General features: G+C 66.2%; 25 protein-coding genes. 8 read left to right on the top strand and 17 right to left on the bottom strand.

Going from position 1 to position 22,059, the window contains the following annotated elements; all coding sequences use genetic code 11:
• From nuoK to aglJ, 14 genes are all read right to left on the bottom strand, one after another.
• Window positions 1-321 carry an NADH-quinone oxidoreductase subunit NuoK gene (gene nuoK, locus ACNS84_RS01530; protein ID WP_322532419.1) on the bottom strand — a complete coding sequence of 107 codons (321 nt, stop codon included), beginning with the start codon at window positions 319-321 and terminating at the stop codon, window positions 1-3.
• Complete coding sequence (locus ACNS84_RS01525) at window positions 318-668, bottom strand: hypothetical protein (RefSeq protein WP_435073084.1); 351 nt, start codon at window positions 666-668, stop codon at window positions 318-320. Before ACNS84_RS01525 ends, nuoK begins: the two co-directional genes overlap by 4 nt.
• Window positions 665-931 (bottom strand): NADH-quinone oxidoreductase subunit J, encoded by a 267-nt coding sequence (locus tag ACNS84_RS01520; protein ID WP_256408677.1) that lies wholly within the window; start codon window positions 929-931, stop codon window positions 665-667. Before ACNS84_RS01520 ends, ACNS84_RS01525 begins: the two co-directional genes overlap by 4 nt.
• A gap of 49 nt (window positions 932-980) precedes the next feature.
• On the bottom strand, window positions 981-1,442 hold the full coding sequence (locus ACNS84_RS01515; protein WP_006629674.1) for a NuoI/complex I 23 kDa subunit family protein: 462 nt from the start codon (window positions 1,440-1,442) through the stop codon (window positions 981-983).
• 1 nt (window position 1,443) lies between these two features.
• Entirely contained in the window at window positions 1,444-2,517 is a 1,074-nt protein-coding gene (locus tag ACNS84_RS01510; protein ID WP_435073083.1) for a complex I subunit 1/NuoH family protein, read from the bottom strand.
• The gene (locus ACNS84_RS01505) at window positions 2,517-4,181 is read right to left on the bottom strand and encodes an NADH-quinone oxidoreductase subunit D-related protein (protein ID WP_435073082.1); all 1,665 of its coding nucleotides are present in this window, start codon (window positions 4,179-4,181) and stop codon (window positions 2,517-2,519) included. Before ACNS84_RS01505 ends, ACNS84_RS01510 begins: the two co-directional genes overlap by 1 nt.
• On the bottom strand, window positions 4,178-4,876 hold the full coding sequence (locus ACNS84_RS01500) for an NADH-quinone oxidoreductase subunit B (RefSeq protein ID WP_137782834.1): 699 nt from the start codon (window positions 4,874-4,876) through the stop codon (window positions 4,178-4,180). Before ACNS84_RS01500 ends, ACNS84_RS01505 begins: the two co-directional genes overlap by 4 nt.
• On the bottom strand, window positions 4,876-5,292 hold the full coding sequence (locus ACNS84_RS01495; protein WP_435073081.1) for an NADH-quinone oxidoreductase subunit A: 417 nt from the start codon (window positions 5,290-5,292) through the stop codon (window positions 4,876-4,878). The genes ACNS84_RS01500 and ACNS84_RS01495 overlap by 1 nt, the downstream gene beginning before the upstream one ends.
• 154 nt (window positions 5,293-5,446) lie before the next feature.
• Window positions 5,447-6,064, bottom strand: coding sequence for a 5-(carboxyamino)imidazole ribonucleotide mutase (purE, locus tag ACNS84_RS01490; protein WP_435073080.1), 618 nt, complete (start codon window positions 6,062-6,064; stop codon window positions 5,447-5,449).
• Window positions 6,065-6,127: 63 nt separating this feature from the next.
• Window positions 6,128-7,294 carry a 5-(carboxyamino)imidazole ribonucleotide synthase gene (gene purK, locus ACNS84_RS01485; protein WP_435073079.1) on the bottom strand — a complete coding sequence of 389 codons (1,167 nt, stop codon included), beginning with the start codon at window positions 7,292-7,294 and terminating at the stop codon, window positions 6,128-6,130.
• Between the two features lie 175 nt (window positions 7,295-7,469).
• Entirely contained in the window at window positions 7,470-8,204 is a 735-nt protein-coding gene (locus tag ACNS84_RS01480) for a profilin-fold protein (RefSeq protein ID WP_435073078.1), read from the bottom strand.
• 64 nt (window positions 8,205-8,268) lie between these two features.
• Complete coding sequence (locus ACNS84_RS01475; RefSeq protein WP_435073077.1) at window positions 8,269-9,414, bottom strand: FtsZ/tubulin family protein; 1,146 nt, start codon at window positions 9,412-9,414, stop codon at window positions 8,269-8,271.
• 67 nt (window positions 9,415-9,481) lie between these two features.
• Complete coding sequence (locus tag ACNS84_RS01470) at window positions 9,482-10,603, bottom strand: AI-2E family transporter (RefSeq protein WP_435073076.1); 1,122 nt, start codon at window positions 10,601-10,603, stop codon at window positions 9,482-9,484.
• 89 nt (window positions 10,604-10,692) lie between these two features.
• Window positions 10,693-11,727 carry an S-layer glycoprotein N-glycosyltransferase AglJ gene (gene aglJ, locus ACNS84_RS01465; protein WP_435073075.1) on the bottom strand — a complete coding sequence of 345 codons (1,035 nt, stop codon included), beginning with the start codon at window positions 11,725-11,727 and terminating at the stop codon, window positions 10,693-10,695.
• A 210-nt stretch (window positions 11,728-11,937) separates the two neighbouring features.
• Here aglJ and ACNS84_RS01460 point away from each other — a divergent pair, with 210 nt between their 5' ends.
• The 8 genes from ACNS84_RS01460 (at window position 11,938) to ACNS84_RS01425 (ending at window position 17,559) form a co-directional block, all read left to right on the top strand.
• Window positions 11,938-12,318 (top strand): DUF7522 family protein, encoded by a 381-nt coding sequence (locus ACNS84_RS01460; protein WP_435073074.1) that lies wholly within the window; start codon window positions 11,938-11,940, stop codon window positions 12,316-12,318.
• A gap of 192 nt (window positions 12,319-12,510) precedes the next feature.
• Window positions 12,511-13,542, top strand: a complete 1,032-nt coding sequence (locus ACNS84_RS01455; protein ID WP_435073073.1) for a PhoU domain-containing protein — start codon at window positions 12,511-12,513, stop codon at window positions 13,540-13,542.
• Window positions 13,543-13,617: 75 nt separating this feature from the next.
• On the top strand, window positions 13,618-13,800 hold the full coding sequence (locus tag ACNS84_RS01450) for a DUF7525 family protein (RefSeq protein WP_435073072.1): 183 nt from the start codon (window positions 13,618-13,620) through the stop codon (window positions 13,798-13,800).
• Between the two features lie 52 nt (window positions 13,801-13,852).
• Window positions 13,853-14,080 carry a DUF7123 family protein gene (locus ACNS84_RS01445; RefSeq protein WP_280588125.1) on the top strand — a complete coding sequence of 76 codons (228 nt, stop codon included), beginning with the start codon at window positions 13,853-13,855 and terminating at the stop codon, window positions 14,078-14,080.
• 55 nt (window positions 14,081-14,135) lie between these two features.
• Entirely contained in the window at window positions 14,136-14,564 is a 429-nt protein-coding gene (locus ACNS84_RS01440; RefSeq protein ID WP_435073071.1) for an SRPBCC family protein, read from the top strand.
• Window positions 14,561-15,367 (top strand): nitrilase-related carbon-nitrogen hydrolase, encoded by an 807-nt coding sequence (locus ACNS84_RS01435; RefSeq protein ID WP_435073070.1) that lies wholly within the window; start codon window positions 14,561-14,563, stop codon window positions 15,365-15,367. The genes ACNS84_RS01440 and ACNS84_RS01435 overlap by 4 nt, the downstream gene beginning before the upstream one ends.
• A gap of 686 nt (window positions 15,368-16,053) precedes the next feature.
• On the top strand, window positions 16,054-17,052 hold the full coding sequence (locus tag ACNS84_RS01430; RefSeq protein ID WP_435073069.1) for a presenilin family intramembrane aspartyl protease PSH: 999 nt from the start codon (window positions 16,054-16,056) through the stop codon (window positions 17,050-17,052).
• 81 nt (window positions 17,053-17,133) lie between these two features.
• Window positions 17,134-17,559 carry a VOC family protein gene (locus ACNS84_RS01425; protein WP_435073068.1) on the top strand — a complete coding sequence of 142 codons (426 nt, stop codon included), beginning with the start codon at window positions 17,134-17,136 and terminating at the stop codon, window positions 17,557-17,559.
• 382 nt (window positions 17,560-17,941) lie between these two features.
• Here ACNS84_RS01425 and ACNS84_RS01420 read toward each other — a convergent pair whose 3' ends face one another.
• The 3 genes from ACNS84_RS01420 to ACNS84_RS01410 form a co-directional block, all read right to left on the bottom strand.
• Window positions 17,942-18,970, bottom strand: coding sequence for a DUF7504 family protein (locus ACNS84_RS01420; protein ID WP_435073067.1), 1,029 nt, complete (start codon window positions 18,968-18,970; stop codon window positions 17,942-17,944).
• Window positions 18,971-19,254: 284 nt separating this feature from the next.
• A complete protein-coding gene (metG, locus tag ACNS84_RS01415; protein ID WP_435073066.1) occupies window positions 19,255-21,393 on the bottom strand; it encodes a methionine--tRNA ligase in 2,139 nt (712 codons plus the stop codon).
• A 154-nt stretch (window positions 21,394-21,547) separates the two neighbouring features.
• On the bottom strand, window positions 21,548-22,000 hold the full coding sequence (locus tag ACNS84_RS01410; RefSeq protein WP_435073065.1) for a pyridoxamine 5'-phosphate oxidase family protein: 453 nt from the start codon (window positions 21,998-22,000) through the stop codon (window positions 21,548-21,550).
• Window positions 22,001-22,059: the final 59 nt, after the last annotated feature.

The raw sequence follows: 22,059 nt of genomic DNA, 5'->3' as shown, positions 1-22,059 counted from the left end.
TTACCACCTCATCTCCGTTGGAACGGTCACGTCTGTGACCCCGAAGTTGCGGTACAGCACCAGGATGATGCCGATGCCGATGGCGACTTCGGCGGCGGCGAGCGCGATAACGAACAACGCGAACACCTGCCCCGTGAGGTCGCCGTAGTACAGCGCGAACGCGACGAAGTTGATGTTCGCTGCGTTCATCATGAGCTCGACGCTCATCAGGAAGTACAGCGCGTCGCGCCGCGTGAGCACGCCGAACAGGCCGATACAGAACACGGCGGCCGAGAGCAGCAAGTACCACTCCGGCGGGATTGACGAGGCGACGGCGGTCATTGCCGTTCACCCCCGTCGGTGAACGCCTGTCCCACTGCGGTGATGATCGAGCCGCCCTCCTCGCGTTTCGCCAGGTAGACGGCGCCGTCGACGGCGACGTCGAGCGCGACGGCGGCGATCAGGAACGCCGCGAGGAACCCCTCGGAGGGGATCGTCGCGATGTCGTACGCGCCGAGGTTGAACAGGGCGTACCCGATGTTGTGAACGACCGACGCGTCGGCCGGGAACCCGGCCCCGTCCGCCGCGAAGTCGGCCGACAACGCCGTCAGGGCCATCGTTCCGAAGAGAAGCCCCACGGCGGCTGCGGGCACGATGCGCCCGCGACGCTCCGAGTTGTCGTCGCTCATGCGCTATTCACCTCCGTTTCAGTCTCCGATCGCGTGAGCATCACGCCGAACGTGACGAGTATCAGAACCCCGCCCACGTAGACGAGGATCTGCATGGCGGCGATGAACTCCGCCTGTAACATCACGTAGTGTACCGCGACGCTCGTCAGGGCTCCGCCCAGAAGCAGCGCGGCGTGGAACACGTCGCGCGCCAGGACGACCCCGAGGCCGAACGCCAGCGTGACGGCGGCGAACAGCCCGAACGCGATAGTAGCATAAACCATTGTGTTTGTCTCCTATGAGAACCCCTTTGAAGATTTCGAGACGCGCCCGCTACTGGTAGTCGACCTCGCCGTCGCCCTCCCCGATCCACGCGCCGCGATCGGGGTTCCGGGACTCCAGCGGGTCGATTCCCTTGTACCACGGGACGTTCTTGAGCTGTTCTTTGTTGAACACGAAGTCGTCCTTCGTGTCCGCGGTGAACTCGAAGTTCTGCGTCAGCAGGATGGCGTCGACGGGGCAGACCTCCTCGCAGAGCCGGCAGTAGATGCACTGCCCGATGTGAAGGTTGTACTGCTCGCCGTTGCGCTGGTCGTCCTGCACGATCTGGATCGTGTCGTTCGGACAGACGTTCTCACACTGTCGACACCAGATGCATCGCTCCTGGCTGAACTTGTGTACCCCGCGGAACCGGGGGCTCACCTCGGGCGCGTCCTCCGGGTATTCCACCGTGAACGTCTTCCCGTCCAGTGCGTGTTTCATCGTCGTCGCCATGGATTTCATGAGTCCGATCATGTTACGCGATCACCCCCACGATTACGGCCGTGAGCACCAGGTTCGCGAACGACAGCACCAGCATTCCCTTCCAGCCGATTTCGATTAGCTGGTCGATACGGACGCGCGGCATCGCGGAGCGGCACCACTGCGTGAACAGGAAGAAGCCCCAGATCTTCACCACGAACCAGATGAAGCCGATGCTCTCCGGGCCGGGCCCGGAGGCGCCGCCGAGGAACGTCACGGCGAGAATCGCCCCGCCGAGGAAGATGTGGACGAACTCGCCGAGGTAGAACAGGACGAAGTACGCGGAGGAGTATTCGGTCTGGTACCCGGCGACGATTTCGGTCGGTGCTTCCGGGATGTCGAACGGGTTCCGGCCGATCTCCGCCATGTTCGCGGTGAGGAACAGCACGAACGCGAACGGGTTGACGAACGCGTACCACGCCGGGATGTCGATGCCGGCGATCGACACCAGCGTCGTGGTCTGCGCGTCGACGATGCCGCTCATCTGAAGCGTGCCCGCGAACAGCACCACGGACATCGCCGTGACAATGAGCGGAATTTCGTACGCGAGATTCTGTGCGACGGCGCGGAGGCCGCCGAGCAGCGAGTACTTGTTGTTCGACGCGTAGCCGGCCATCACCAGCGACACGGAGGCGATGGAGGCGAACGCGAACACCAGCGCGAACCCGACTTCGGGGTCGGCGAGCTGGAAGTTGATGGGGCCGAGTCGGCCCATCGGGATCACGGAGAAGCCGAGCAGCGCCGACGCCGGCAGGATGACCGGCGCGATGTCCCACGCGGGGCGGTCGACGCCCTCGGGGACGATGAGCTCCTTCGCGAGCAGTTGGACGGCGGACGCCGGGATGATCAGGAGGCCGAACGGCCCGACCCGGTTGACCGCGATCCGGTCGGTGAACGCCGCCGTGATCTTCCGTTTGGCCCACGGACCGGCGACACCCGTGAACGCGAGGACGATGTTCCCGACGACGGCCGCCGCGATCAGCGCGGCGACGACCTCACCGAGGACGCCCGGCAGCCCGAACGTCTCGACGAGGAACTCCGGGAACAGCTGTGCGGGTGCCGTCCCCATCAGCGATCCACCTCCCCGAGTACGATGTCGAGGCTCCCGAGCGCCGCGATGACGTCGGGGATGTACTCGCCGTTAGCCATCTCGGGCAGCGTTTGCAGGTTCGAATAGCACGGCGACCGAATCTTGAACCGAGCCGGCTTGTCGGTGCCGTCGGAGCGGATGTAGATGCCGAGTTCGCCCTTCGCCCCCTCGACGGCCCGGTAGATCTCGGCGTCGTCGTCGGGGCGGAGCGTCCGGGGCACGTTCGCCTGAATCGTCCGCTCATCCTCAGGCCAGTCCTCGAGGAGGTCGACGCATTGCTCGATGATCTTCGCGGACTCTTCGACCTCGCGCATCCGCACCAGCAGGCGGCTGAAGTTGTCGCAGCCGTCTTCGGTGACGACGTCCCAGTCGAGTTCGTCGTAGTAGCCGTACGGGTCGTCGCGACGAAGGTCGTAATCGATCCCCGATCCGCGGGCGACCGGGCCGGTCGCGCCGTAGTCCTTCGCGACGTCCGGCGGCAGGATCCCGGTGTCGATCGTCCGCATCTGGAAGATCTCGTTGGAGGTGACGAGGTTGTGGTACTCCTCGACGGACTCCGGAAGCTGATCGAGGAAGTCGCGCGTCTTCGAGAAGAACTCGTCGCGCGGCTCCGGCAGGTCCCAGACGACGCCGCCGAGCCGGAAGTAGTTGAACATCAGCCGCTGACCCGTCAGGTCCTCCAGCAGGTCCTGCACGCGCTCACGGTCGTTGATCGCGTACATGAACGTCGCCGTGAAGTCACCGTTCACGTCGAGCGCGAACGTGGCGAGCGCGAGCATGTGCGCGGCGATCCGGCACATCTCGGCGCCCATCGTCCGGATGACCTGCGCGTACTCCGGCACCTCGATGTCGGCGAGGTCCTCGGCCGCGCGGGCGTACGCCCACTCGTTGAGCAGCCCCGCCGAGATGTAGTCCCAGCGGTCCGGGTACGGCATAATCTGGTGGCGGTACGTCCCGGACTGGGCCATCTGCTCCTCGCTCCGGTGGAGGTAGCCGATGTCGGGCTCGACGTCGACGACCTGCTCGCCGTCGAGGACGGTCTTCAGGTGGAGGACGCCGTGCGTCGCCGGGTGGTGCGGCCCGATGTTGAGGAACATCGTGTCGGACTCGTCGTCCTTGTGGTGTTCCTGCAGCGGGTTCGCGTGCTCCGGGAGGGTGGCGATCTGCGGCCGGTCCTTGTCGTAGTCCATCGACAGGGGGTGACCCTGCCACGTCTCGGGCAGGAGGATCCGGCGCAGGTCGGGGTGGTCGTCGTACTCGATGCCGATCAGGTCGTACGCCTCCCGCTCGTGCCAGTCGGCGGTGCGGAAGACGGGCTCGGCCGACTCGGAGACGGGGTCGTCCTTGTCGGCGGGGACGACGATGCTGACCTCCTGAGTCGGGTCGTCGAACTTCTTCAGGTGGTAGATCGACTCGTAGCGGTTCTCGTACTCCTGGGCGCTGACCACCGAGAGGTGGTCGTAACCCGCCTGCTCTTTCAGCAGCGAGAGCGTCTCCTGCACGGTGTCGGGGCGGATGACGAAACCGGGCGCGTTCAGGTGGTCGTCGCGTTTGACCACGAGGTCGCCCAACAGCGCCTCCAGCTCGTCCGGGGTGCGCTCGATCGCCGCGTCGTCGGGGGTGTCCTGTCGTTCGAGACTCATGGTGAATCAGCGAAGTTGTACCGCATGACGAGTTCGTCGTCGTCAATCTGGTCGGCGAGTTTGTCGACGAGCTCGTCGCGTTCGAGGTCGGAGAACTCCTCCAGCTCGTACGGCTTGACGGTCACAGGCGAGGCCTCGCCGTTGGCGACGCGTTCCTGTAGCTTCACGACGCCGTACACGAGCGCCTCGGGACGAGGCGGACAGCCGGGGACGTGGATGTCGATCGGAATGACTTCCTCGGCGCCCTTGATCACGTTGTACCCCTCCTGGAACGGGCCGCCGGAGATGGTACACGAGCCCATGCCGACGACGAACTTCGGCTCGGGCATCTGGTCGTAGACGCGCTTCATCCGCGGCGCGAACTTGGAGACGATCGTCCCGGGGACGATCATCACGTCGGCCTGTCGCGGCGACGCGCGGGGGACCCCGCTCCCGAACCGGTCGAGGTCGTGTTTCACCGCGTAGGTGTGCATCATCTCGATGCTGCAGCAGGCGATACCGAACTGCAGCATGAACATCGAGGAGCCGCGACACCAGTTAAGGAACTTGTCGAACTTGGTGAGGATGAACGGTGAGGAGCCGAACGCCTCACGAAGCCGAGAGTTGAACCGGTCCCCCTGCCCGGTCATTCGGGCGTCTCGGGTTTCGGTTACAACTTGCGATTCGTCGGTGATGAATGGTTGGTCGCTGCTCATTAGTTGAGGTCACGCTCCGTTTTTCTCCTGGACGCGCGGGGGCTCCGGGCCCAACTGATCGCTCCCGACCGCCACGCCCAGACGAGTCCGATCGCGAGGATCCCGACGAACGCCAACATCGGCCACAGGAGGGCAATCATCGGCACGCCGGCTTGAATCGCCGGGCGGTAGATGACGGCCCACGGGAACAGCAACACGGTCTCGATGTCGAACACGACGAACAACAGCGCGACCATGTAGTACTGGATGTTAAAGCGGATCTTCGTTCCGCCAGTCGGAGTCTCGCCGGACTCGTAGGTGGTGCTTTTACCGGTCTCAGGCACGCTCGGACGGAGCAACGCCGACACGGTCATCATCCCGATAGGGATGAGCAGGCCGACGGCCGCCAAGGCGCCGATCGCTATCCAATCGCTCATATAGGTCTCCGTAACGTGCTGGGGTTTGGACCGCCCCCTCATAAGCGTTGAGTCTTTGGAGCATCGCTCCGAGGCGGCCACAGACGGACGCGAGACAGCCGAACGGTCGATCCGTCAGCCGTCGATTCTCGCGGTGTCGCGGGTCGCTCGAAGGCTACTCCCCGCTTCGAGTGCGGAACCCGTCGATTCCGAGGTCGTGGAGGTCGGCGGAGACGTCGGCGACGCCGCCCTTGAGGTCCTCGTGATACGCCATCAGCCGCTCTTCGATCGAGTCGTGTTCGCGCGCGAGCACTTGCGCGGCGGAGAGGGCCGCGTTGAAGGACTTGCCGGCGTCGACCGCGACGATCGGTGCGCCGGTCGGCATCCCGATCACGGAGTCGACGGACTTCTCCTGGACCGGCACCCCGATGACGGGAAGCGGGTACGCGAGCGACGCGGTCATATTCGGGAGGTCGGCGGACTTCCCGCCCGCTCCGGCGATGATCACGTCGACGCCGCGAGCGCGGGCGGTCTCCCCGTACGCGTACATGAGCTCAGGCGTTCGGTGCGCGGAGACGACGTAGCTCTCGTAGGTGAACCGCGCGTCGGGCGCGTCGCGAAAGTCGGTCTGCTCCGCGAAGCCGAGCTCGTCGAGCGCCTCGTACGCGCCCTCCATGACGGGCAGGTCCGAGTCCGAACCCATGATGATCCCCACGTCGGGGGTGGTCTCCGGGTCGGCGTCGGCCGCCGCCTCAGATTCGAGTCGGTCGATGAGGTCCTGCACGGTTGGCATAGAGGGGCTTCGGCGGAGGGCTACAAGGAAGTCCCGGATGCGGCGACGCCGGGTCTCGAGGCGTCAGGCGTCTCGGAACGTCAGTCCGTCGCGTAGCTCCCGGGCTTGAGAGAGCAGAGCGTCACGGTCCGTGTCCGCCTCGTCACCGGACGTCACCGTCAGGTGCCCCATCTTCCGGAGGGGGCGAACGTCGGCCTTCCCGTACCAGTGGAGATCCGCGTCGGGGGCCGCGAGGACCGATCGGGCGCCGCGGAGAGTCGCCGGTCCCGTCTCGTCTACGTCGCCGAGCACGTTCGCCGTGACCGACGGCGTGACGAGGTCGGTCGGACCGAGCGGCCACCCGAGCACGGCCCGGACGTGGTTCTCGAACTGCGAGGTGCGCGCGCCCTCGATGGTCCAGTGGCCGGAGTTGTGGGGGCGCGGTGCGATCTCGTTGACCAGGACCTCGCCGTCGCGGGTCTCGAACAGCTCGATCCCGTAGACTCCGCGGCCGTCGAGGAACGACAGCACGTCGCCGGCGACCGACTCCGCCTCGGCGACGACCCCGTCGTCGGCGCGGGCGGGCGCGACGCTCTCGCGGAGGATCTCCTCGCGGTGGAGCGTCTCCGTGACGGGGTAGGTCCGCGTCTCGCCGTCGGCGCCTTTCAGCCCCATCACGGCGATCTCGCGCTCGAAGTCGAGGAGCTCTTCGGCCATCGCGTTCCCGCCGACTTCGTCAAGCGCGTCCGCGGCGTCCGCGGGGTCGGTGACGGGGACGTTCCCGCGGCCGTCGTAGCCGCCCTCGCGGGCCTTCAGCATGACGCCGCCGAACTCCTCGACGACGCGTTCGAGTCCCTCCGCGGTCGCGACCGCGACGAACTCCGGGACGGGGATCCCCGCGTCCGCGAGCGCCTCCTTCTGAACCAGTTTGTCCTGGATCGTCTCAAGGGTGGCGGGGTCCGGCTGGACTGGCACCTCGTGCTCCGCGCTCGCCTCGGCGAGCAGGTCCGGGTCGGCCAGTTCGATCTCGAATGTCAGCGCGTCGACGCGGCTCGCAAGCTCGTGGACGGCGTCCGGATCGTCGAAGTCGCCGAGGATCTGCTCGCTCGCGACGGGGGCGGCCGGACAGTTCGGCGTCGGGTCAAGCACGACGACTTCGACGCCGAGCCGCGCGACCGCCTCCCCGATCATCCGACCCAGTTGTCCGCCGCCGACGACGCCGAGCGTCGGTCCCGGCAGGGTGATCGACATACACGGCGCGTACCCGACGTTGCTGCATAAATATTCCCACATCGCCCGGATAGATACGCACGAACGTGGATAAACGTGGATAGTAGTGGGCGCGCACGGAGCCACGGAACGTGTTCCGTTCGGGGCCGTCAACGGGTCGGGAGGCCCGTGATCGCGGCGTCGAGCGAGACCTCGCTCAGAGATCGACGGTCGCGAGGTCGCTCTCCAAGTCGTCGACGAACTCGTTGTACGCCCCGACGAACCCGCGGAACGGCTCGGCGTACTCCCGGACGTCGGCCGCGGAGGGTGCCTCGTACTGCGAGAGGAGGTAGAGCCCGCCGGAGCCGCCGACGCGGAGGTACGAGACGGTCCCTTCGTCCCACTTCAGTTCCCATCGGTTACCGTCGACGCGGGCGGTGTAGGTGCCGTAGTCGTCCCCCTCGTACCGGTAGATCTCGCCGGCCATGACGGAGCAGGCCTCGCGGATCGCGTCCAGCACGCGGTCGCGTTCGGCGACGACCCCGTCGGTCGAGGTGGGCTCCGGGAAGTCGGCGCTCACGCCGTCGAGGACGCCCGACAGCGACGCGACGTACTCGTTCCACGCGCCGACGAGGTTCGCGTAGTCGCCGAGCGCGGCCGCGAGGTCGGACGGATCGGGCGGCTGTTTCGTCGAGACGACGTACACGTCCGAGCCGGACTTCGGCGAGAACAGCAGGAACTCAAGCTCTCCGGCCTCGTGTTTGACCGTCCACGCGCCGCCGGACGTCGACAGCTCCTGGCGACCGTAGTCGCCGCCCTGAAGCTTGGCGAGCTGGTAGGCGATCGTTCCGGCGTGGTCGCGGACCGCGGCGACGAGTTCGTCGCGCCGGTCGGCGACCGCGTCCGTGTCGCGCACGTCGAGGTCGAGGCCGAGGTCGGCGTGGGTAGTCACGACGGAGATGAGTGCCACGAGCGGTTAATCAGTTCGGGTAGAGAACGGGCCGATCCGTCGATACTCACGAGATCGACTCGCGGATCTCCCGAAGCCGCGCCGGCTCATCGATCCCCGAGCGCAACACCACGGCGTACACCGCCTCGGCGTCCGGGTCCGGAGCGTCCCCGCTCAGAACGGCGTCCGATCCGGTCTCCTCGGCGAGCCACCGCCGACCGTCAGCGATCGCCTGTCGGTTGAGCCAGGCCGGGGGTCCGCCGACGATGAGGAGAGTCCGGTCCGCGCGTCCCTCGGGGACCTCGAGCGTCGACTTCCCCCGCGTCGCCTTCCGGATCGTCGTCTCGACCACCGACACCGCGGCGCTGGTGTCGACCGCTGCGGGTTCGCTCGAACCGAACAGCCCGAGTCCGAACCGCGATCCCGACTCCGGCGGGTCGACGGCCTGTGTTGCGTGACCGACGGCCGCGATCGCCCCGTCGTCGCCCGCCGCGCGAGCGACGTCGCTCGCGTCCACGACCTGCTGGGGGGTCGACGCCGCGTCGGTCCCGTCGCCGGCCGCGAACAGTGCCGCGATCCGATCGGCGACCACACCGTTCAGTCGGTCCCGGGCGTCGAGGAGCGTCTCACCCGTGCGCAGCCACGCGTCGTTGTCGAAGGGGAACAGCGCCGCACAGTGGTCGGAGAGGGCGTCGAGCGTTCGGGCCGCGTTCTTCTCCGCGAGCGGGCGGTCAGGCTTGCGCTCGGCGGGGTCGGTCGCACTCCCGCGGACGGGGTCCACCTCGCTGGCGGCCGACTCCGCCGGCGTCGGGAGCAACCCGACGGCGTACACCGGGGCGTCGTAGAGCCGCGACACCTCTTCGGCGAGTGCCGGCGAGACCCCCGCGCCCGCGCCGCCGCCGAGGCCGACGACGAGCACGAACGCCTCCGAAGTCGACGGGTTCTCGTCGTCCATGACGCGACCGAGTTCGCTGGCGTGGGCGCCGCCGAGCCGCCGGCCCGCGTGGAGGTCGCCGGCGAGGCCGTCGCCGTCGGCCGCGTCGCCGAAGCGGTACCGGCGCGACTCGTCGAGCGACCGAAGCTCTCCGAGGGCCGCCGCGTCCGTATCGAACGCGTTGATCCCCTGCAGGAACCGGTTGTCGCCGTGGTCGGTCGCGAGCCGGTCGGCGATCCGGCCACCGGCGCCGCCCAGACCGATGACGTGAATTCGCATACGTCACCTCGGTCGGTCAGCGGGGGCTTATCTCTTCGGCTCGCCGCGCGCCCGGAGCCACCGTCGGTCAGAACTCGTCGAGCCGCCGCTGTCCGCGATCGACCGTTACGGAACCCCTGTCGTCGCCGATCTCGTCCGAGTCGCCGCCGAGCAGTTGGATCAGCGCCGTGTCAGCGAACGTGAGCGCCAACACCAGGACGATCGGCGCGAGGAACAGCCCGTGGAAACCGAAGACGACGGGCCCGAAGATGTACGCGAGCATGAGCAGTCCGACGTGGGTCGTCTTCCCGCTGAAGTACGGCCTGAGCACGAGATCGGGGATCGTGTCGACGACGACCGCGGCGACGACGAGGAAGCCGGCGACGTAGACGAGCAGCGCGAGGTCGTCGCCGAGGATGGTCGGCACGGAGCTCACGGCTGCCAGCGGGATGTACACGATCTTCATCCCGATCACCGGTATCAAGCTCGCGATCCCGGTGAGCGCGCCAGCGAGTGCCGGATACGGGACCTCGACCGGTGCGGGCGCGACCACGTTGTACGCGGTGTACGTGACGACCGCGATGATGGAGATGGCGATGACGTTGAGCAGGTTCCCGTACAGCACCGCCTCCAGTTCGGCGTCGGCGGTCTCGAGGTACTGCCGGACCATCGCGTCGTCGTCGAACGTGAGCAGCCACCCGTGGAATTTCGAGCCGTCCAGCAGCAGGTAGTACGTGACGACGACGACGATAAGGAGGTTGAGCACGAGCCCGGAGAGCGTGCTCGCCAACAGCGGCGCCTGCTCGGAGACGAACTCGATAAGTGGGTCGAGCTGCCCGGAACGGTACGCGGCGACGAGCCCGTCGAGGGTGGGGTTCGAAAGCTCGGCCAAGTCGCCGACCCAGGAGTTTTCCGCGCCGATCGTCTCGGCGACCGGATATTGCCCGATGAACCGTCGCGCCTCGATCAGCACCAACAGCACCGTGTACCCGAGGAGGGCGATCAGCGGGATTCCAATGAGTGAGAGGGAGACGGCGGCGCGGACGCTGGCGGGGAGGTGAAATCGATCGAGCCGGTAGAAGAGCCGGCGGGTGGAGTAGTAGAGGAACACCGCGACCGTGAGCGGGGCGATGAACCGATAGCCGATGAACCCGACGACAAGCGCCACTGCGAGACCGAAGAGGGCGATGACGAACCGCTTTTCGTCCATAGTCGTTGCTCTCCGCGTACCGACATAAACGATGTGCTCCGATCAACGGATAGAAGCGGGCTGTCGCCGGAGCGGCTCGCTTCGAGCGCTCAGTCGTCGCCGTCGGCCGAGCCGCGGAGCGTCTCCGTGTTTCCACTCCCCGCAGCGTCCTCGCTCCTCGCCGCGTCCTCGCTCCTCGCCGCTTCCTCGCTCCCCGCCGCGTTGTCGTCTTCGAACGCTCGCTCAAGCCGCGCCTCCTGCTCGCGGTGCAGCGAGAGGATCATGTCCGCGAGCACGCCGAATATTAGGAGTTGGATGCCGAGGATCGCCGCCCCGACGGCGCCGATGGCAATGACTTCGTGAGTCACGCGGAACGCGAACCACTCGTAGAGGACGTACGCGGTCATGACCCCGCCGGCCGCCGTCGACACCGCACCGAGGCTACCGAAGTAGAACAGCGGGTTGTTCGTCTTCGCCTTGCGGTACAGTTCGAGGAAGATCACGCCGCCGTCGCGGATCGGGTGGAGGTTCGTCGCCGAGCCGCCGGGGCGCTCGCGGTACGTGATCGGAACGACCGCGACCGGCACCTGATTTTTCACGCACTCGACGGCCATCTCCGTCTCGACACCGAAGCCGTCGGCGGTGAGGTGAAGCTTGAGGAACGACTCACGGGTGAACGCACGGTACCCCGAGAGAATGTCTCTGTACCTCTCGCCGTGGATCGTGTGGAACGCGAGATTGATGATGCGGTTCCCGGCCCGGTTCAGACGAGTCATTGCCCCCGGGCGCATGTCGGCGAACCGATTCCCGATGACGTGGTCGACCTCGCCGGCCAGCAGGGGATCGAGCATCGCGTCGGCGTCCGCCGCGTCGTACGTCGCGTCGGCGTCCGCCATCAAGATGTAGGAGGCGTCGATGTGGTCGCGCACTGCCTCGCGAACGGCCTGTCCCTTCCCTCGCCCCGACTGCTCGACCACGCGGGCGCCGGCATCGCGAGCGGCCGCCCGTGTCCCGTCGGTAGAGCCGCCGTCGATAACCAGGACGTCCTCGATACCGGCGTCGCGGAAGGCATCGACGACGTCTGCGACCGTCTCGACTTCGTCCATCGTGGGCAGCAGGACGCAGACGTCGTCGTAGTCGCTCATGGCGGGTCGACGGCGGGGGAGTCCCTAAACTCTGCCCTTCTGGCGCGGCGGAACGGAGCGAATGGGCGTCGGCGCAACCGACACTCGCGGTCGGGGAGGATGGTCCGGATTGTCGACCCTGCCGACGGAGAGTTCAACTCGACCTGTCGACATGTCGTCGGTCCTGCGGCCACCCACACGCTCATGTATCCGACCATAGATAATGGACATATGTCGAAGCCACCCGACTCTCATGTCGACGAACTACTCAGCGCGTCTCGGACGGCGATCGGCGACGAACTCCGAAGCCTCACGTACTTCACGGAGGATGACGTCACACAGTTGTACCTCCGCAGCGACCTAAGCCGGACCGCCGATCTGGTCGGATTCGCAGAGAATGAGCGGCAGGGGTTCCACTCGCAGTCGCTGTACGCCGACACGCAGCTCGGCGACTACCAGTTCACCGTTCGCGTGTTCGAGAACGGGTACCTCACACGGGTCATCGCCGGAGACCACGGCGTGTGGGTAACGACCGACTCGATGGAGATGGACCGGTTCGAGGAGCTTGCCAGCGCGCTCATGGCCATCCTGCGGTCGTTCGAAGCGGTGTGACAACACGCGTCGACGAGTACCCGATCGGTCATGACAACCGATCGGCCGCCGATCGGTATCCGAGGGCGGCTTACTGTGGAGGCGCCACCGAAGATACGTGTCCTACCACGCAACACAATCCCTTGTATATTCGACGAAGCATATAATCACCATAGGAACAAGGTTAAGGTGTATCCCGCGGTATCCTACGGCATGGAAACGCGGAAGGTTCAGCGGTTGGGTCCGTCGACGCTGGCGATGACGCTCCCGGCCGAGTGGGCACAGGAACACGGCGTCAACAAGGGCGACGAAGTCTCCTTGCGGATGGGCGGAAAGGGGACGCTCACGGTGCTCCCGGAGTCGGTGAGCACGGAGGAGTCGGAGGCGGTCATCAACGCCGACGGACTCGACGCCAGGTCGCTGGAGCGGGCTATCGTCGCGCAGTACGTGCTCGGGCGGCGCGTGATCCACGTCCGAAGCGAGGGGACGCTCGACAGCGAACACATCAACGCCGTATATAAAGCGGAGACGCAGCTGATGGGGCTCGGCGTCATCGAGGAGACGCCGGAAGACATCTCCATCCGCTGTTCGGTCGACCCGGAGGATTTCACCCTCGACAACCTGCTCGAACGGCTGGAGAACACGGGGTCGACGATGCGCGGCGAGGCCGTGAAGGCGCTCGCCCACGGCAACCCGGACCTCGCGCAGCGCGCGCTCAACCGAGAGCGACAGGCGAACAAGATATTCGTCCTCCTGCTCCGGCTCATCTTCACGGCGTACCAGAACCCGAACCTCGCCCGCGCGGTCGGCTTGGAAGAGGGGTTCCCCCTCATCGGCTACCGCTCCGTGGCGAAGAACCTGGAGCTCACTGCCGACAACGCGGAGGACATCGCCGACATCGTGATGGAGGCCGACGGCCACACTCTCGACGTCGACAGCGCGACGATGCGCCAGATCCGCGAGTTCACCGATCAGGTGGACGACCTGACCGCACTGGCGGTCAGGGCCGTCGTCGAACGCGACTACGACCTCACCGTCGAGTGCCGCGACATGTTCGCCCGGCTGGAGGACCGCGAACAGGAGATCCTCGGCGAGCTACCGAGCGACCTCGACAACGACACCCTGCTGATGACTCGCGAAGTGCTCGTCAGCCTCCAGCACACCGCCGAGTACGCGATGCGGAACGCCGAGATCGCCGCGAACCTCGCGCTCAACGAGGAGTCCGAGCACGTCGAGATTATCTGATCGCGGCGGTTTTGTGAGCCGAACTGTCGTCGCGCCCTTCGCATGAACTAAGTGGTCGCCCGCGAAGCGACAGGTATGACTGAGGGATCTATCGAGTCCGACATGGAGATCGGTGTGGCGCTCGCGCTGGGGGCCGTCGCGCTCGTCGGCGCGGCGCTGATGATCGGGTACCCGTCGCAGATCGGCCGCGCGTGGGGCTTCGCGGCGGCGCTGGTCTTCGGCCTCTGCGCGGTCGTCGCCGTGCAGGTGTTCGACTGAGCGAGCGTCAGACGAGAAACCGTTAAGGACGTCAGACGCTTACGTTCTCGGCATGAGCGAGTACACCGAGGAAGAGCAGCGTATCCTCGCGTACCTCACGGACAGCGTCACCCGTGGCGAGCGGTACGTCCGCTCGAAGACGATTGCCGAGGCCATCGGCCTCACGGCCAAGCAGGTCGGATCGCGGCTCCCTCGACTCGCAGAGAAGTCCGACGACGTCGACATCGAGAAGTGGGGGCGGGCCCGCTCGACGACGTGGCGAGTGACCCCCCAAGGCTGAGTCCACCGCCGTCGAACTCGCGTCTTTTTAACACCCGCGGCACCTACAACGAGGTATGACCGTCCGAGTATCCCGGACGTTCGAGTTCGACGCGCCACCGGAGGACGTGTGGGCGTTCATCTCGGACGCCGAGAAGCGCGCCGGAGCGATCAGCGTGGTCGACACCTTCGATGTCCACGGCGAGGGACGCGCGACCTGGCACGTCGCGCTTCCGATCCCGATAATCCGTTCGACAATCTCCGTCGAGACGGAAGAAGTCGAGCGCGACCCGCCGAACCGAGTGAAGTTCGTCGGGAAATCGAAGGCGTTCCGCGTGACGGGAGAACACGAGATCACCGAGACCGACGGAGGGTGCCGGCTGGCCAACGAGTTCGTCGTCGACGGTCGCCTCCCCGGCGTCGAGTCCTTCTTCGAGCGTAACTTCGACGCAGAGCTCGATAACCTCGAAGACGCACTCCGCGCCTCGCTCGGCCCGAACGCATGAACATAGCCTGCGTCCAACTCGGAGTCGAGGGCGGCGCCGTGGCGGCCAACGTCGAGAGCGCGATCGACCGAGTCCGGGCGGCCGCCGCCGACGGAGCGGACCTGGTGGTCCTCCCGGAGCTGTTCGACGTCGGGTACTTCGCGTTCGACTCGTACGCCCGCGCGGCGGAGAGCGTCGCCGGTGACCGGCTGTCGCGGTTCGCGGCGGTCGCGGCCGACACCGACGTCGCCCTGCTCGCGGGGACCGTCGTCGAGGACCTCGCGGCCTCGGCCGCAGACGGGGTCGACGTCCCGACAGCGGAGGGGCTCGCGAACACGGCCGTTCTCTTCGACCGCAACGGGGAGCGCCGACTGGTGTACCGGAAGCACCACCTCTTCGGGTACGGCTCCGAGGAGACCGACCGAATGGTGCCCGGCGAGGCCACCCCGGTCGTCGACGTGGCGGGCGTGCGGGTCGGCGTCACGACGTGTTACGACCTCCGCTTCCCGGAGCAGTTCCGCGAGATGGTCTCGGCCGGCGTCGAGTGCGTGTTGGTGCCGAGCGCGTGGCCGTATCCGCGCGTGGAGCACTGGCGGACGCTCGGGCGGGCGCGGGCCATCGAGAACCTCGCGTACGTCGCGACGGTCAACGGGAGCGGGGCGTTCGACGGTGACGCGCTCTGCGGACGGACGACGGTGTACGACCCGTGGGGAACCACGCTCGCGTCCGCCGGGGAAGAGCCGACGACGGTGACGGCCGAGGTCGATCCGGAGCGCGTCGCGGCGGTGCGCGACGAGTTCCCCGCGCTGCGAGACCGGCGCTGACCGGTCGTTGGGGCGGCCGCGTCGGAGGGACGACGGCCTCTGTGATCGTGCGGCACCCGTGATCGTGCGGCACCCGTGATCGTGCGGCACCCATGACCGAGCGACGTCGTCACGGACCGTCTGGTTTATACCAACGAAGCCATTAGGAGTCATTGCCGAAGTCCGACGCTTTTCTCGTTGGATTCGGCGACAACAACAAGCGCCCGTCCCGACCGCTTGGGCGGCGACGCCGACAGCCTGGGGGTCCGCTGTCCGGCTGCCGCCCACCCGCCTCCCGTCCACCTCGTCCACCCTTCCCTTTGCCGCGTTCTCTCACCGTTCTCAGACGTCACCCCGGTCCGTCGCACCGTCTCGGCTCTCCTTCACGTGCGCTCATCATCGACGAACCGGTCGCATCGAGCGGTCGGAGCACCCTACCGGGGCCGTAAAGTACTGGTTGCGATAATTCGAGCGGTAGCTTCTTACCGTACATCGGGCTGGTCGTAATCGCCGTGGACGAAACCGGCCGTCGAGTCGGGTTTCTGGCGGCTCGGCCGGGCACTCGCTTTCAGCGTCTGTCGGCTCTCGGTTCGGGTCCAATCCGCTCCCACATCGTACCCGAACCCGTTCTGCGGCACGCGACGCTCCTCTCGATGAGCGGGGCGAAGCGCAAGGACGAAGCCCCCTGATTCCGAACTGTCGGTCGAATGTTCCCCCGCGAGTACCGCGGCGTCGCCTTCGTCGTCGGCCTGTTCCTCGCCGTCCAACTCGGCGCACTAGCCCTGGTCCCCGAGTTCGCCGAGAGTGGCTATCAAGCGGTCGAGAACCCGGACGATCCGACGAACAGCGTCGTGTACGTCCTCGCGATCCTCGTCATGACGGGCGTGATGCTCGCGGCGTTTAAGTACAACTTCGACGGCGCGATACGGCTCCTCATCGTCGGCACCTCGGCGTGGCTCTCCTGGTACGTCTTCTCCGCGGTGGTGTCGCCGCTGGCGGCGGCCGTGCCGGCGGCCGCGGTGGGCGTCGGGCTGCTCGTCTACCCGGAGTGGTACGTGATCGACACCGCGGGGGTGTTGATGGGAGCCGGTGCGGCCGGGCTGTTCGGCATCTCCTTCGGGCTGCTCCCCGCGCTGGTTCTCCTCGTGTTCCTCGCCGTCTACGACGCCATCTCGGTGTACGGCACCGAACACATGCTGTCACTCGCCGAGGGGGTGATGGACCTGAACATCCCCGTGGTCCTCGTGATCCCGCTGTCGCTGTCGTACTCGCTTCTCGACGGCGACGAGGACACTACGAGCGAGTCCGACGGGAACGACGGAACCGCTGTCGAGAACGACAACGAGAGTGACGCGGCGGACGACTCGGAGACCAACGTCGGCGATCCCACCCCGATCGAGGAGCGCGACGCGTTTTTCATCGGGCTCGGCGACGCCGTGATCCCGACCGTCCTGATCGCGAGCGCGGCGACGTTCTCCCCCGCGGCCGGGCTCGCGGTCCCGCTCGTCGGCGTCAATCTCCCCGCGCTGCTCGCGATGGTCGGGAGCCTCGCCGGGCTTCTCGTGCTGATGAGTTGGGTCATCGAAGGCCGCCCCCACGCCGGACTGCCGCTGTTGAACGGCGGCGCGATCGGTGGCTACCTGATCGGCTCAATCGTCGCCGGCGTCCCGCTCGCGGACGCGGTGGGCCTCGCCGCGTTCCTCTGAGCGTCGCCGGAAGAGGGTGCGGCGCGGTCGACGCGCCCGCCGGCCGACACGACTTTTAAATCGGCTGCCGTCGGTCGACGCGTGTCAGATCCGACTCCCCATCACGTCGGCGTCACCGTCTCCGACCTCGATCGCGCCGTCGCCTTTTATACCGAGACGTTTGACCTGCGCGTCTCGGCCGAGTTCGCTGTCGGCGGCGAGGCGTTCGCGGACGCCGTCGCCGTCGAGGACGCGACTGCCGACTTCGCGCACCTCGTCGCCGACGGCGACGAGACCGTCGTCGAACTGGTCGCGTACGATCCCGAGGGCGAACAGACCGACGACGCGGTGTTGAACCGACCGGGCGCGATCCATCTCGGCCTTTCCGTCGACGACGTGCCGGCGTTCTACCGAGGGCTCGACGACGACGTGGAGACGCTGAGCGAACCACGGACGACCGAGAGCGGCACGACGATTCTGTTCGTCAGGGACCCGGAGGGGAACCTGATCGAAGTGCTCGACGCGTAAACGGCGCAGAGCCGACGCCCGCTCTGTCCGCTTACTACCGGTTCGCCTCGCGCATCACGAGCAGCGACAGCGGGAAGATCGCGGCCACGGGCCGGTACGGCCCGTCTATCAGCGCCTCGACGCCGATCGCGGGAGCAAGCGGAGAGCCGCCGCGAAGGCGATCGGATCGACGGCGATCACGTACGCGATGAGTTGCTTCTCGAAGGACAGAATCTCGAACCAGCGGGGCAGGAGGGACGTGAGACGGATCGCGATTCGCTCGCCGGTCGGATACGGCTCTGTTAAAATACTCAACAGCTATCATATTCGCCCCGGTCGCGGCCAGTACAGAGAAAGATGGTTCGTCCAGCTATCGTCTTGGCGGCTGCTCTGAGACCGTCAGTCAGCCTAACTCGATCGTTTCGATGTATCGGAGAAAGGCCTCTAGCCCCTGATTCTCCGTGTAGTGGATCATCTCTGAGTCGGCGTCGTACCGGATGATTCCGGCCTCTCGGAGCATCGGAATGTGAACATGGACAAACTCGATCCGAACTTTCTCGCGTGACGGCGCATCGCGGATCGGCAGTGACCGATCGATACTGTGAACTCTTTCAACCAGTTGATCAAGCGAAATCTCCCCGGTCGGCTGGCTTTTCAGGTTGTACAACAGTGTGCGCCGGCGTGGGGACGACACCAGTTCCAGTACTGTATCGAAGGAGTACCGCATCGGCACCGTCTCGGGGCGATCCGGATCTGTCTTCGCTGCTCCGCCCGGCGGTGGCGTCGTCGAACGGAACGTCGGTGCCGTCGTCGTTCTCTCGTGCTCGGTTGGGATCCAGCCATCGTCCGGAGTGTGCTCGATCACCGCATCGTACAGCGGTCGAAGCGTCGTCACTGTCTCTTCGTCGTGTTCAGCCGGATCGACGTGGTGGTGAGCGATCGCGCCGAGACGCTCACAGAGATCGTTGAGGGAGGTGATCAGACTGATTACTCGCTCGGTGTCGTGGGCGGCAAGCAGCGCCGTTACTGAGTGGAGACACAGGACCGTCGTTTCGTCGGTGTTCTCCCACGCGCCGAGTTGACTGGCAATAGCGAGACCGATGTCGTAGAGATCCGCATTCTCACGAACCCCACGCACGGAGATCGACCCTGCTTCTGAGGTTGGGAGTTGGGCTTTCGTCATATCTCGTCTCGCGTCGACGATTGTCGCCCGTGCCGGAAGTTCGCTGCCAGCTTCGCGCTGCCAGACCGACAGTCGCTCTGCGGGAGACGCCGAGAGAGTGACGCTCAATACGTTGGTCTCTGTAGGCGCATTGCGAGTCAACAGATCGGTACAAGCACTGTCGTCGGGGGGTTCGCGTGAAGGGGCAAGGAGAAGAACGGACGACGACCTGCTAACATAATCTGTAATTGAGGAAGATGAGGGTGACACTACCACCGTTTAACATCTAAGACACATAACACTTATAATTTATTATACATATATCCGCACATGATAAATCATATCTAAGTTATGAATTATCGATCGAATTTTATGGAATAACCGGCTCTGTCGGAAGCCCCAACAAGGAACACATTCTGACTGGTTGCAGTCAATAGGATTTCAACAGAGCCTCAGATAACGCTTTGAGAAGCGCCGAAACGCCGGTGCTGATGACGGCGCCCACGCGATCGCGGACGCCATCGATCTCACCTTCCGTCCCGGTCACTTCCGCCTCACTTGACCTTCGTTCCCGGGCCGGCGTCCGCGTAGGTGGTGAGGAGGTCGGCCTCCTCGCCCGCGGCGAGCACCATCCCGTTCGACTCGACGCCGAACAGCTCCGCCTTCTCCATGTTGGCGAGCACGACGACCTTCGTCCCGGGCAGGTCGTCGACATCGTGGAGCTGTTTGAGCCCCGCGACGATGGTCCGGGTCTCGACGCCGAGGTCGACGCTGAGCTTCAGGAGGTCGTCGGCGCCCTCGATCCCCTCGGCGTCCTCGATCCGACCGATCCGGATGTCCAGTTCCTGGAAGTCGTCGAAGCTGATGCGGTCGTCGCTGATGGGTTCGATATCGGTCATGTCGGTGGTGGTGTCGTCGGTGTCGTCGGTGTCGTCCGCGGATTCGTCGGCCGCTGCGTCGCCCTCTTCGTCGTCTCCGTCGGCCGCCTCCGCCTCGGCGACCCGCTCCTCCAGCTTCTCGTTCAGCCCCTCGACGCGCTCGTCTTCGATCTGCTCGAACAGCTCGGTCGGCTCCGCGAGGTCCCCGGTGGGCCCCTCGCGGGCGGCGTCGACGGTGACCTCGTGGACCGAGCCGTCCTCGCCGAGCTGACCCCACAGGCGCTCGCACTTCTCGGGGGCGATGGGCTCGAAGAGGACCGCGATCGCCTTTGCGATCGCGACGCAGTCGTGGATCACCTGCGCGGCCTCGTCGGGCTCCTCGTCGACGAGTTTCCACGGCTCGTTTCGCTGGATGTACTCGTTTCCGAAGCGGGCGAGCCCGGTGACGGCGTCGCCGAGCGCGCGCACGGAGTAGTCGTTCACCGCGTCTTCGACGTCGGTGATCGCCGTCTCGATGCGCTCCCGGACCTCGTCGCTCGTCGCGTCCGCGATGGGCGCGTCGTCGTAGTTGCGATGTGCGAAGAGGAGCGAGCGGTAGAGGAAGTTCCCGACGGTCCCCACCAGTTCGGTGTTGACGCGGTCGCGGAACTTCTCCCACGAGAAGTCGACGTCCTGCTGGAAGCCGCCGTTGGTCGCGAGGTAGTAGCGCAGCGGGTCCGGGTGGAACCCCTCATCGAGGTACTCGTCGGCCCAGACGGCGCGGTCGCGGCTCGTCGAGAACCCCTTCCCACCGAGCGTGACGAAGCCACTCGCCATGACCGCGCGCGGTTCGGCGTGGCCCGTCGCCTCCAGCATCGCCGGCCAGAATATCGTGTGGTGCTGGATGATGTCGCGACCGATCACGTGAACGATTTCGCCGCCGTCGGGGTGGTCGTCGCTTGCGCCCTCCTTCCACGCGGCCTCCCAGTCGAAGGCGTCGGCACCGACGCGCTCGGAGTACTGCTTCGTCGAGGAGATGTACTCGATCGGCGCGTCGACCCAGACGTACAAGACGAGGTCCTGCGGGTTCTCGCCGGGGTAGTCGATCCCCCAGTCCATGTCTCGGGTGATACACCAGTCCTGAAGCCCCTGCTCGATCCACTCGCGGGGCTGGTTCCGGGCGTTCGAGGTGCCCTCCAGTCGGTCGAGGAAGCCGGAGAGGTACTCCGAGAACGCGGAGACCGCGAAGAACTTGTGGGTGCGCTCGCGGTACTCGGCGGGGTTGCCGGTGATCGTCGACACGGGGTCCTCGACCTCGCCGGGTTCGAGGTGGCGCTGACACCCTTCGTCGCACTCGTCGCCGCGGGCGTGCGCGCCGCAGTACGGACACGTGCCCTCGACGTAGCGGTCGGGGAGATACTGGTCGTCGACGGGGTCGTACGCGACCATGATCTCCTTCTCGTAGACGTGGCCCGCGTCTTCCAAGTCAGCGACGAGGTCCTGGGTGACCGCGGTGTTCGTCTCGTCGTGGGTGTGGCCGTAGTTGTCGAACTCGACGTTGAACTTCGGGAACGTCTCGGCGTAGCGCTCGTGCCAGTCCAGCGCGAACGCCTCGGGGGAGACGCCCTCCTGCTCGGCGTTGACCGCGACGGGCGTCCCGTGCATGTCCGAACCGGAGACGAACGCGGTCTCCTGGCCGAGTCGCTCGAGCGCGCGTCTGTACACGTCGCCGCCGACGTAGGTGCGCAGGTGACCGATGTGGAGGTCGCCGTTGGCGTACGGCAGTCCACAGGTCACCACGGCCGGGTCGTCCGTGGGGAAGTCCTCGTGGCTCATGTGGTGCGTGTATCGAGTTGTCGTGGATACGGACCTAAAGCCCGCTGGTTTTCGGGTGCGAGCGAGAGGGGTCAGCCACGCCGGCGGACAGTCGATACCGGCCGCTGGAACGGGAGGCGTGCGACCGCCCGGCGACGGTCTCGGCAGGGACCGCTCAGGGGCCCATCGGCCGTTCGACGCGGCTGGTGAGTCGGTCCGGATCGAGCCGGTAGAACTCGAACTGGATTTGGCTCGTCGGCTGGCCGAAGACGTCGACTATCGGTATCTGGTCAGTGCGTTCGAGCCCGGCGAGCGACTCCGTGGAGAGGGCGTCGTCGGTGGTCGACACCAACCGACCGCTCGCCACCACGCTCTTCCATCGCCCGTCGCGTTCCCCGTAGGTGACGAACGTGACGCCGCGATCGGTTGGATTCGCCTTTCCGCTCCCTTCGCCCACGGCGAGGCGGAAATAGAACGTCTCCTCGACCGGGTCGTATCCGTACGACACCGGGACCGAGTGGGGGGGATCGTCGCCGGCCGTCGACAGGGAGAGGACGCCCGTTCCCGACCGTCCGAGGAACTCGTCGCGCTCGTCGTCCGCCATCTGAACCGCGTCTGTGCCTTTCATACGTGATCTTGGGGCGGTACGGTAATGAATACCAGGCACGGATAGCGGGGGTGTGGGCG

The organism is Halorubrum wangae (genome assembly GCF_051194135.1).
Classification (GTDB): domain Archaea; phylum Halobacteriota; class Halobacteria; order Halobacteriales; family Haloferacaceae; genus Halorubrum.
The sequence above is the reverse complement of the archived record's forward strand: the minus strand, read 5'-3'. Positions and strand labels throughout refer to the sequence as shown.

Coding starts and splice junctions, on each gene's coding strand:
- ACNS84_RS01505 (WP_435073082.1), bottom strand. CDS start 4,181: ATGAGTCTCGAACGACAGGACACCCCCGACGACGCGGCGATCGAGCGC.
- ACNS84_RS01430 (WP_435073069.1), top strand. CDS start 16,054: ATGTTCCCCCGCGAGTACCGCGGCGTCGCCTTCGTCGTCGGCCTGTTC.
- ACNS84_RS01495 (WP_435073081.1), bottom strand. CDS start 5,292: ATGAGCGATTGGATAGCGATCGGCGCCTTGGCGGCCGTCGGCCTGCTC.
- ACNS84_RS01475 (WP_435073077.1), bottom strand. CDS start 9,414: ATGCGAATTCACGTCATCGGTCTGGGCGGCGCCGGTGGCCGGATCGCC.
- metG (WP_435073066.1), bottom strand. CDS start 21,393: ATGAGCCACGAGGACTTCCCCACGGACGACCCGGCCGTGGTGACCTGT.
- ACNS84_RS01410 (WP_435073065.1), bottom strand. CDS start 22,000: ATGAAAGGCACAGACGCGGTTCAGATGGCGGACGACGAGCGCGACGAG.
- ACNS84_RS01510 (WP_435073083.1), bottom strand. CDS start 2,517: ATGGGGACGGCACCCGCACAGCTGTTCCCGGAGTTCCTCGTCGAGACG.
- ACNS84_RS01435 (WP_435073070.1), top strand. CDS start 14,561: ATGAACATAGCCTGCGTCCAACTCGGAGTCGAGGGCGGCGCCGTGGCG.
- ACNS84_RS01515 (WP_006629674.1), bottom strand. CDS start 1,442: ATGATCGGACTCATGAAATCCATGGCGACGACGATGAAACACGCACTG.
- ACNS84_RS01520 (WP_256408677.1), bottom strand. CDS start 931: ATGGTTTATGCTACTATCGCGTTCGGGCTGTTCGCCGCCGTCACGCTG.
- ACNS84_RS01525 (WP_435073084.1), bottom strand. CDS start 668: ATGAGCGACGACAACTCGGAGCGTCGCGGGCGCATCGTGCCCGCAGCC.
- ACNS84_RS01440 (WP_435073071.1), top strand. CDS start 14,136: ATGACCGTCCGAGTATCCCGGACGTTCGAGTTCGACGCGCCACCGGAG.
- ACNS84_RS01470 (WP_435073076.1), bottom strand. CDS start 10,603: ATGGACGAAAAGCGGTTCGTCATCGCCCTCTTCGGTCTCGCAGTGGCG.
- ACNS84_RS01445 (WP_280588125.1), top strand. CDS start 13,853: ATGAGCGAGTACACCGAGGAAGAGCAGCGTATCCTCGCGTACCTCACG.
- ACNS84_RS01455 (WP_435073073.1), top strand. CDS start 12,511: ATGGAAACGCGGAAGGTTCAGCGGTTGGGTCCGTCGACGCTGGCGATG.
- aglJ (WP_435073075.1), bottom strand. CDS start 11,727: ATGAGCGACTACGACGACGTCTGCGTCCTGCTGCCCACGATGGACGAA.
- purK (WP_435073079.1), bottom strand. CDS start 7,294: ATGTCGATCACCCTGCCGGGACCGACGCTCGGCGTCGTCGGCGGCGGA.
- ACNS84_RS01460 (WP_435073074.1), top strand. CDS start 11,938: ATGTCGAAGCCACCCGACTCTCATGTCGACGAACTACTCAGCGCGTCT.
- purE (WP_435073080.1), bottom strand. CDS start 6,064: ATGCCAACCGTGCAGGACCTCATCGACCGACTCGAATCTGAGGCGGCG.
- ACNS84_RS01500 (WP_137782834.1), bottom strand. CDS start 4,876: ATGAGCAGCGACCAACCATTCATCACCGACGAATCGCAAGTTGTAACC.
- ACNS84_RS01450 (WP_435073072.1), top strand. CDS start 13,618: ATGACTGAGGGATCTATCGAGTCCGACATGGAGATCGGTGTGGCGCTC.
- nuoK (WP_322532419.1), bottom strand. CDS start 321: ATGACCGCCGTCGCCTCGTCAATCCCGCCGGAGTGGTACTTGCTGCTC.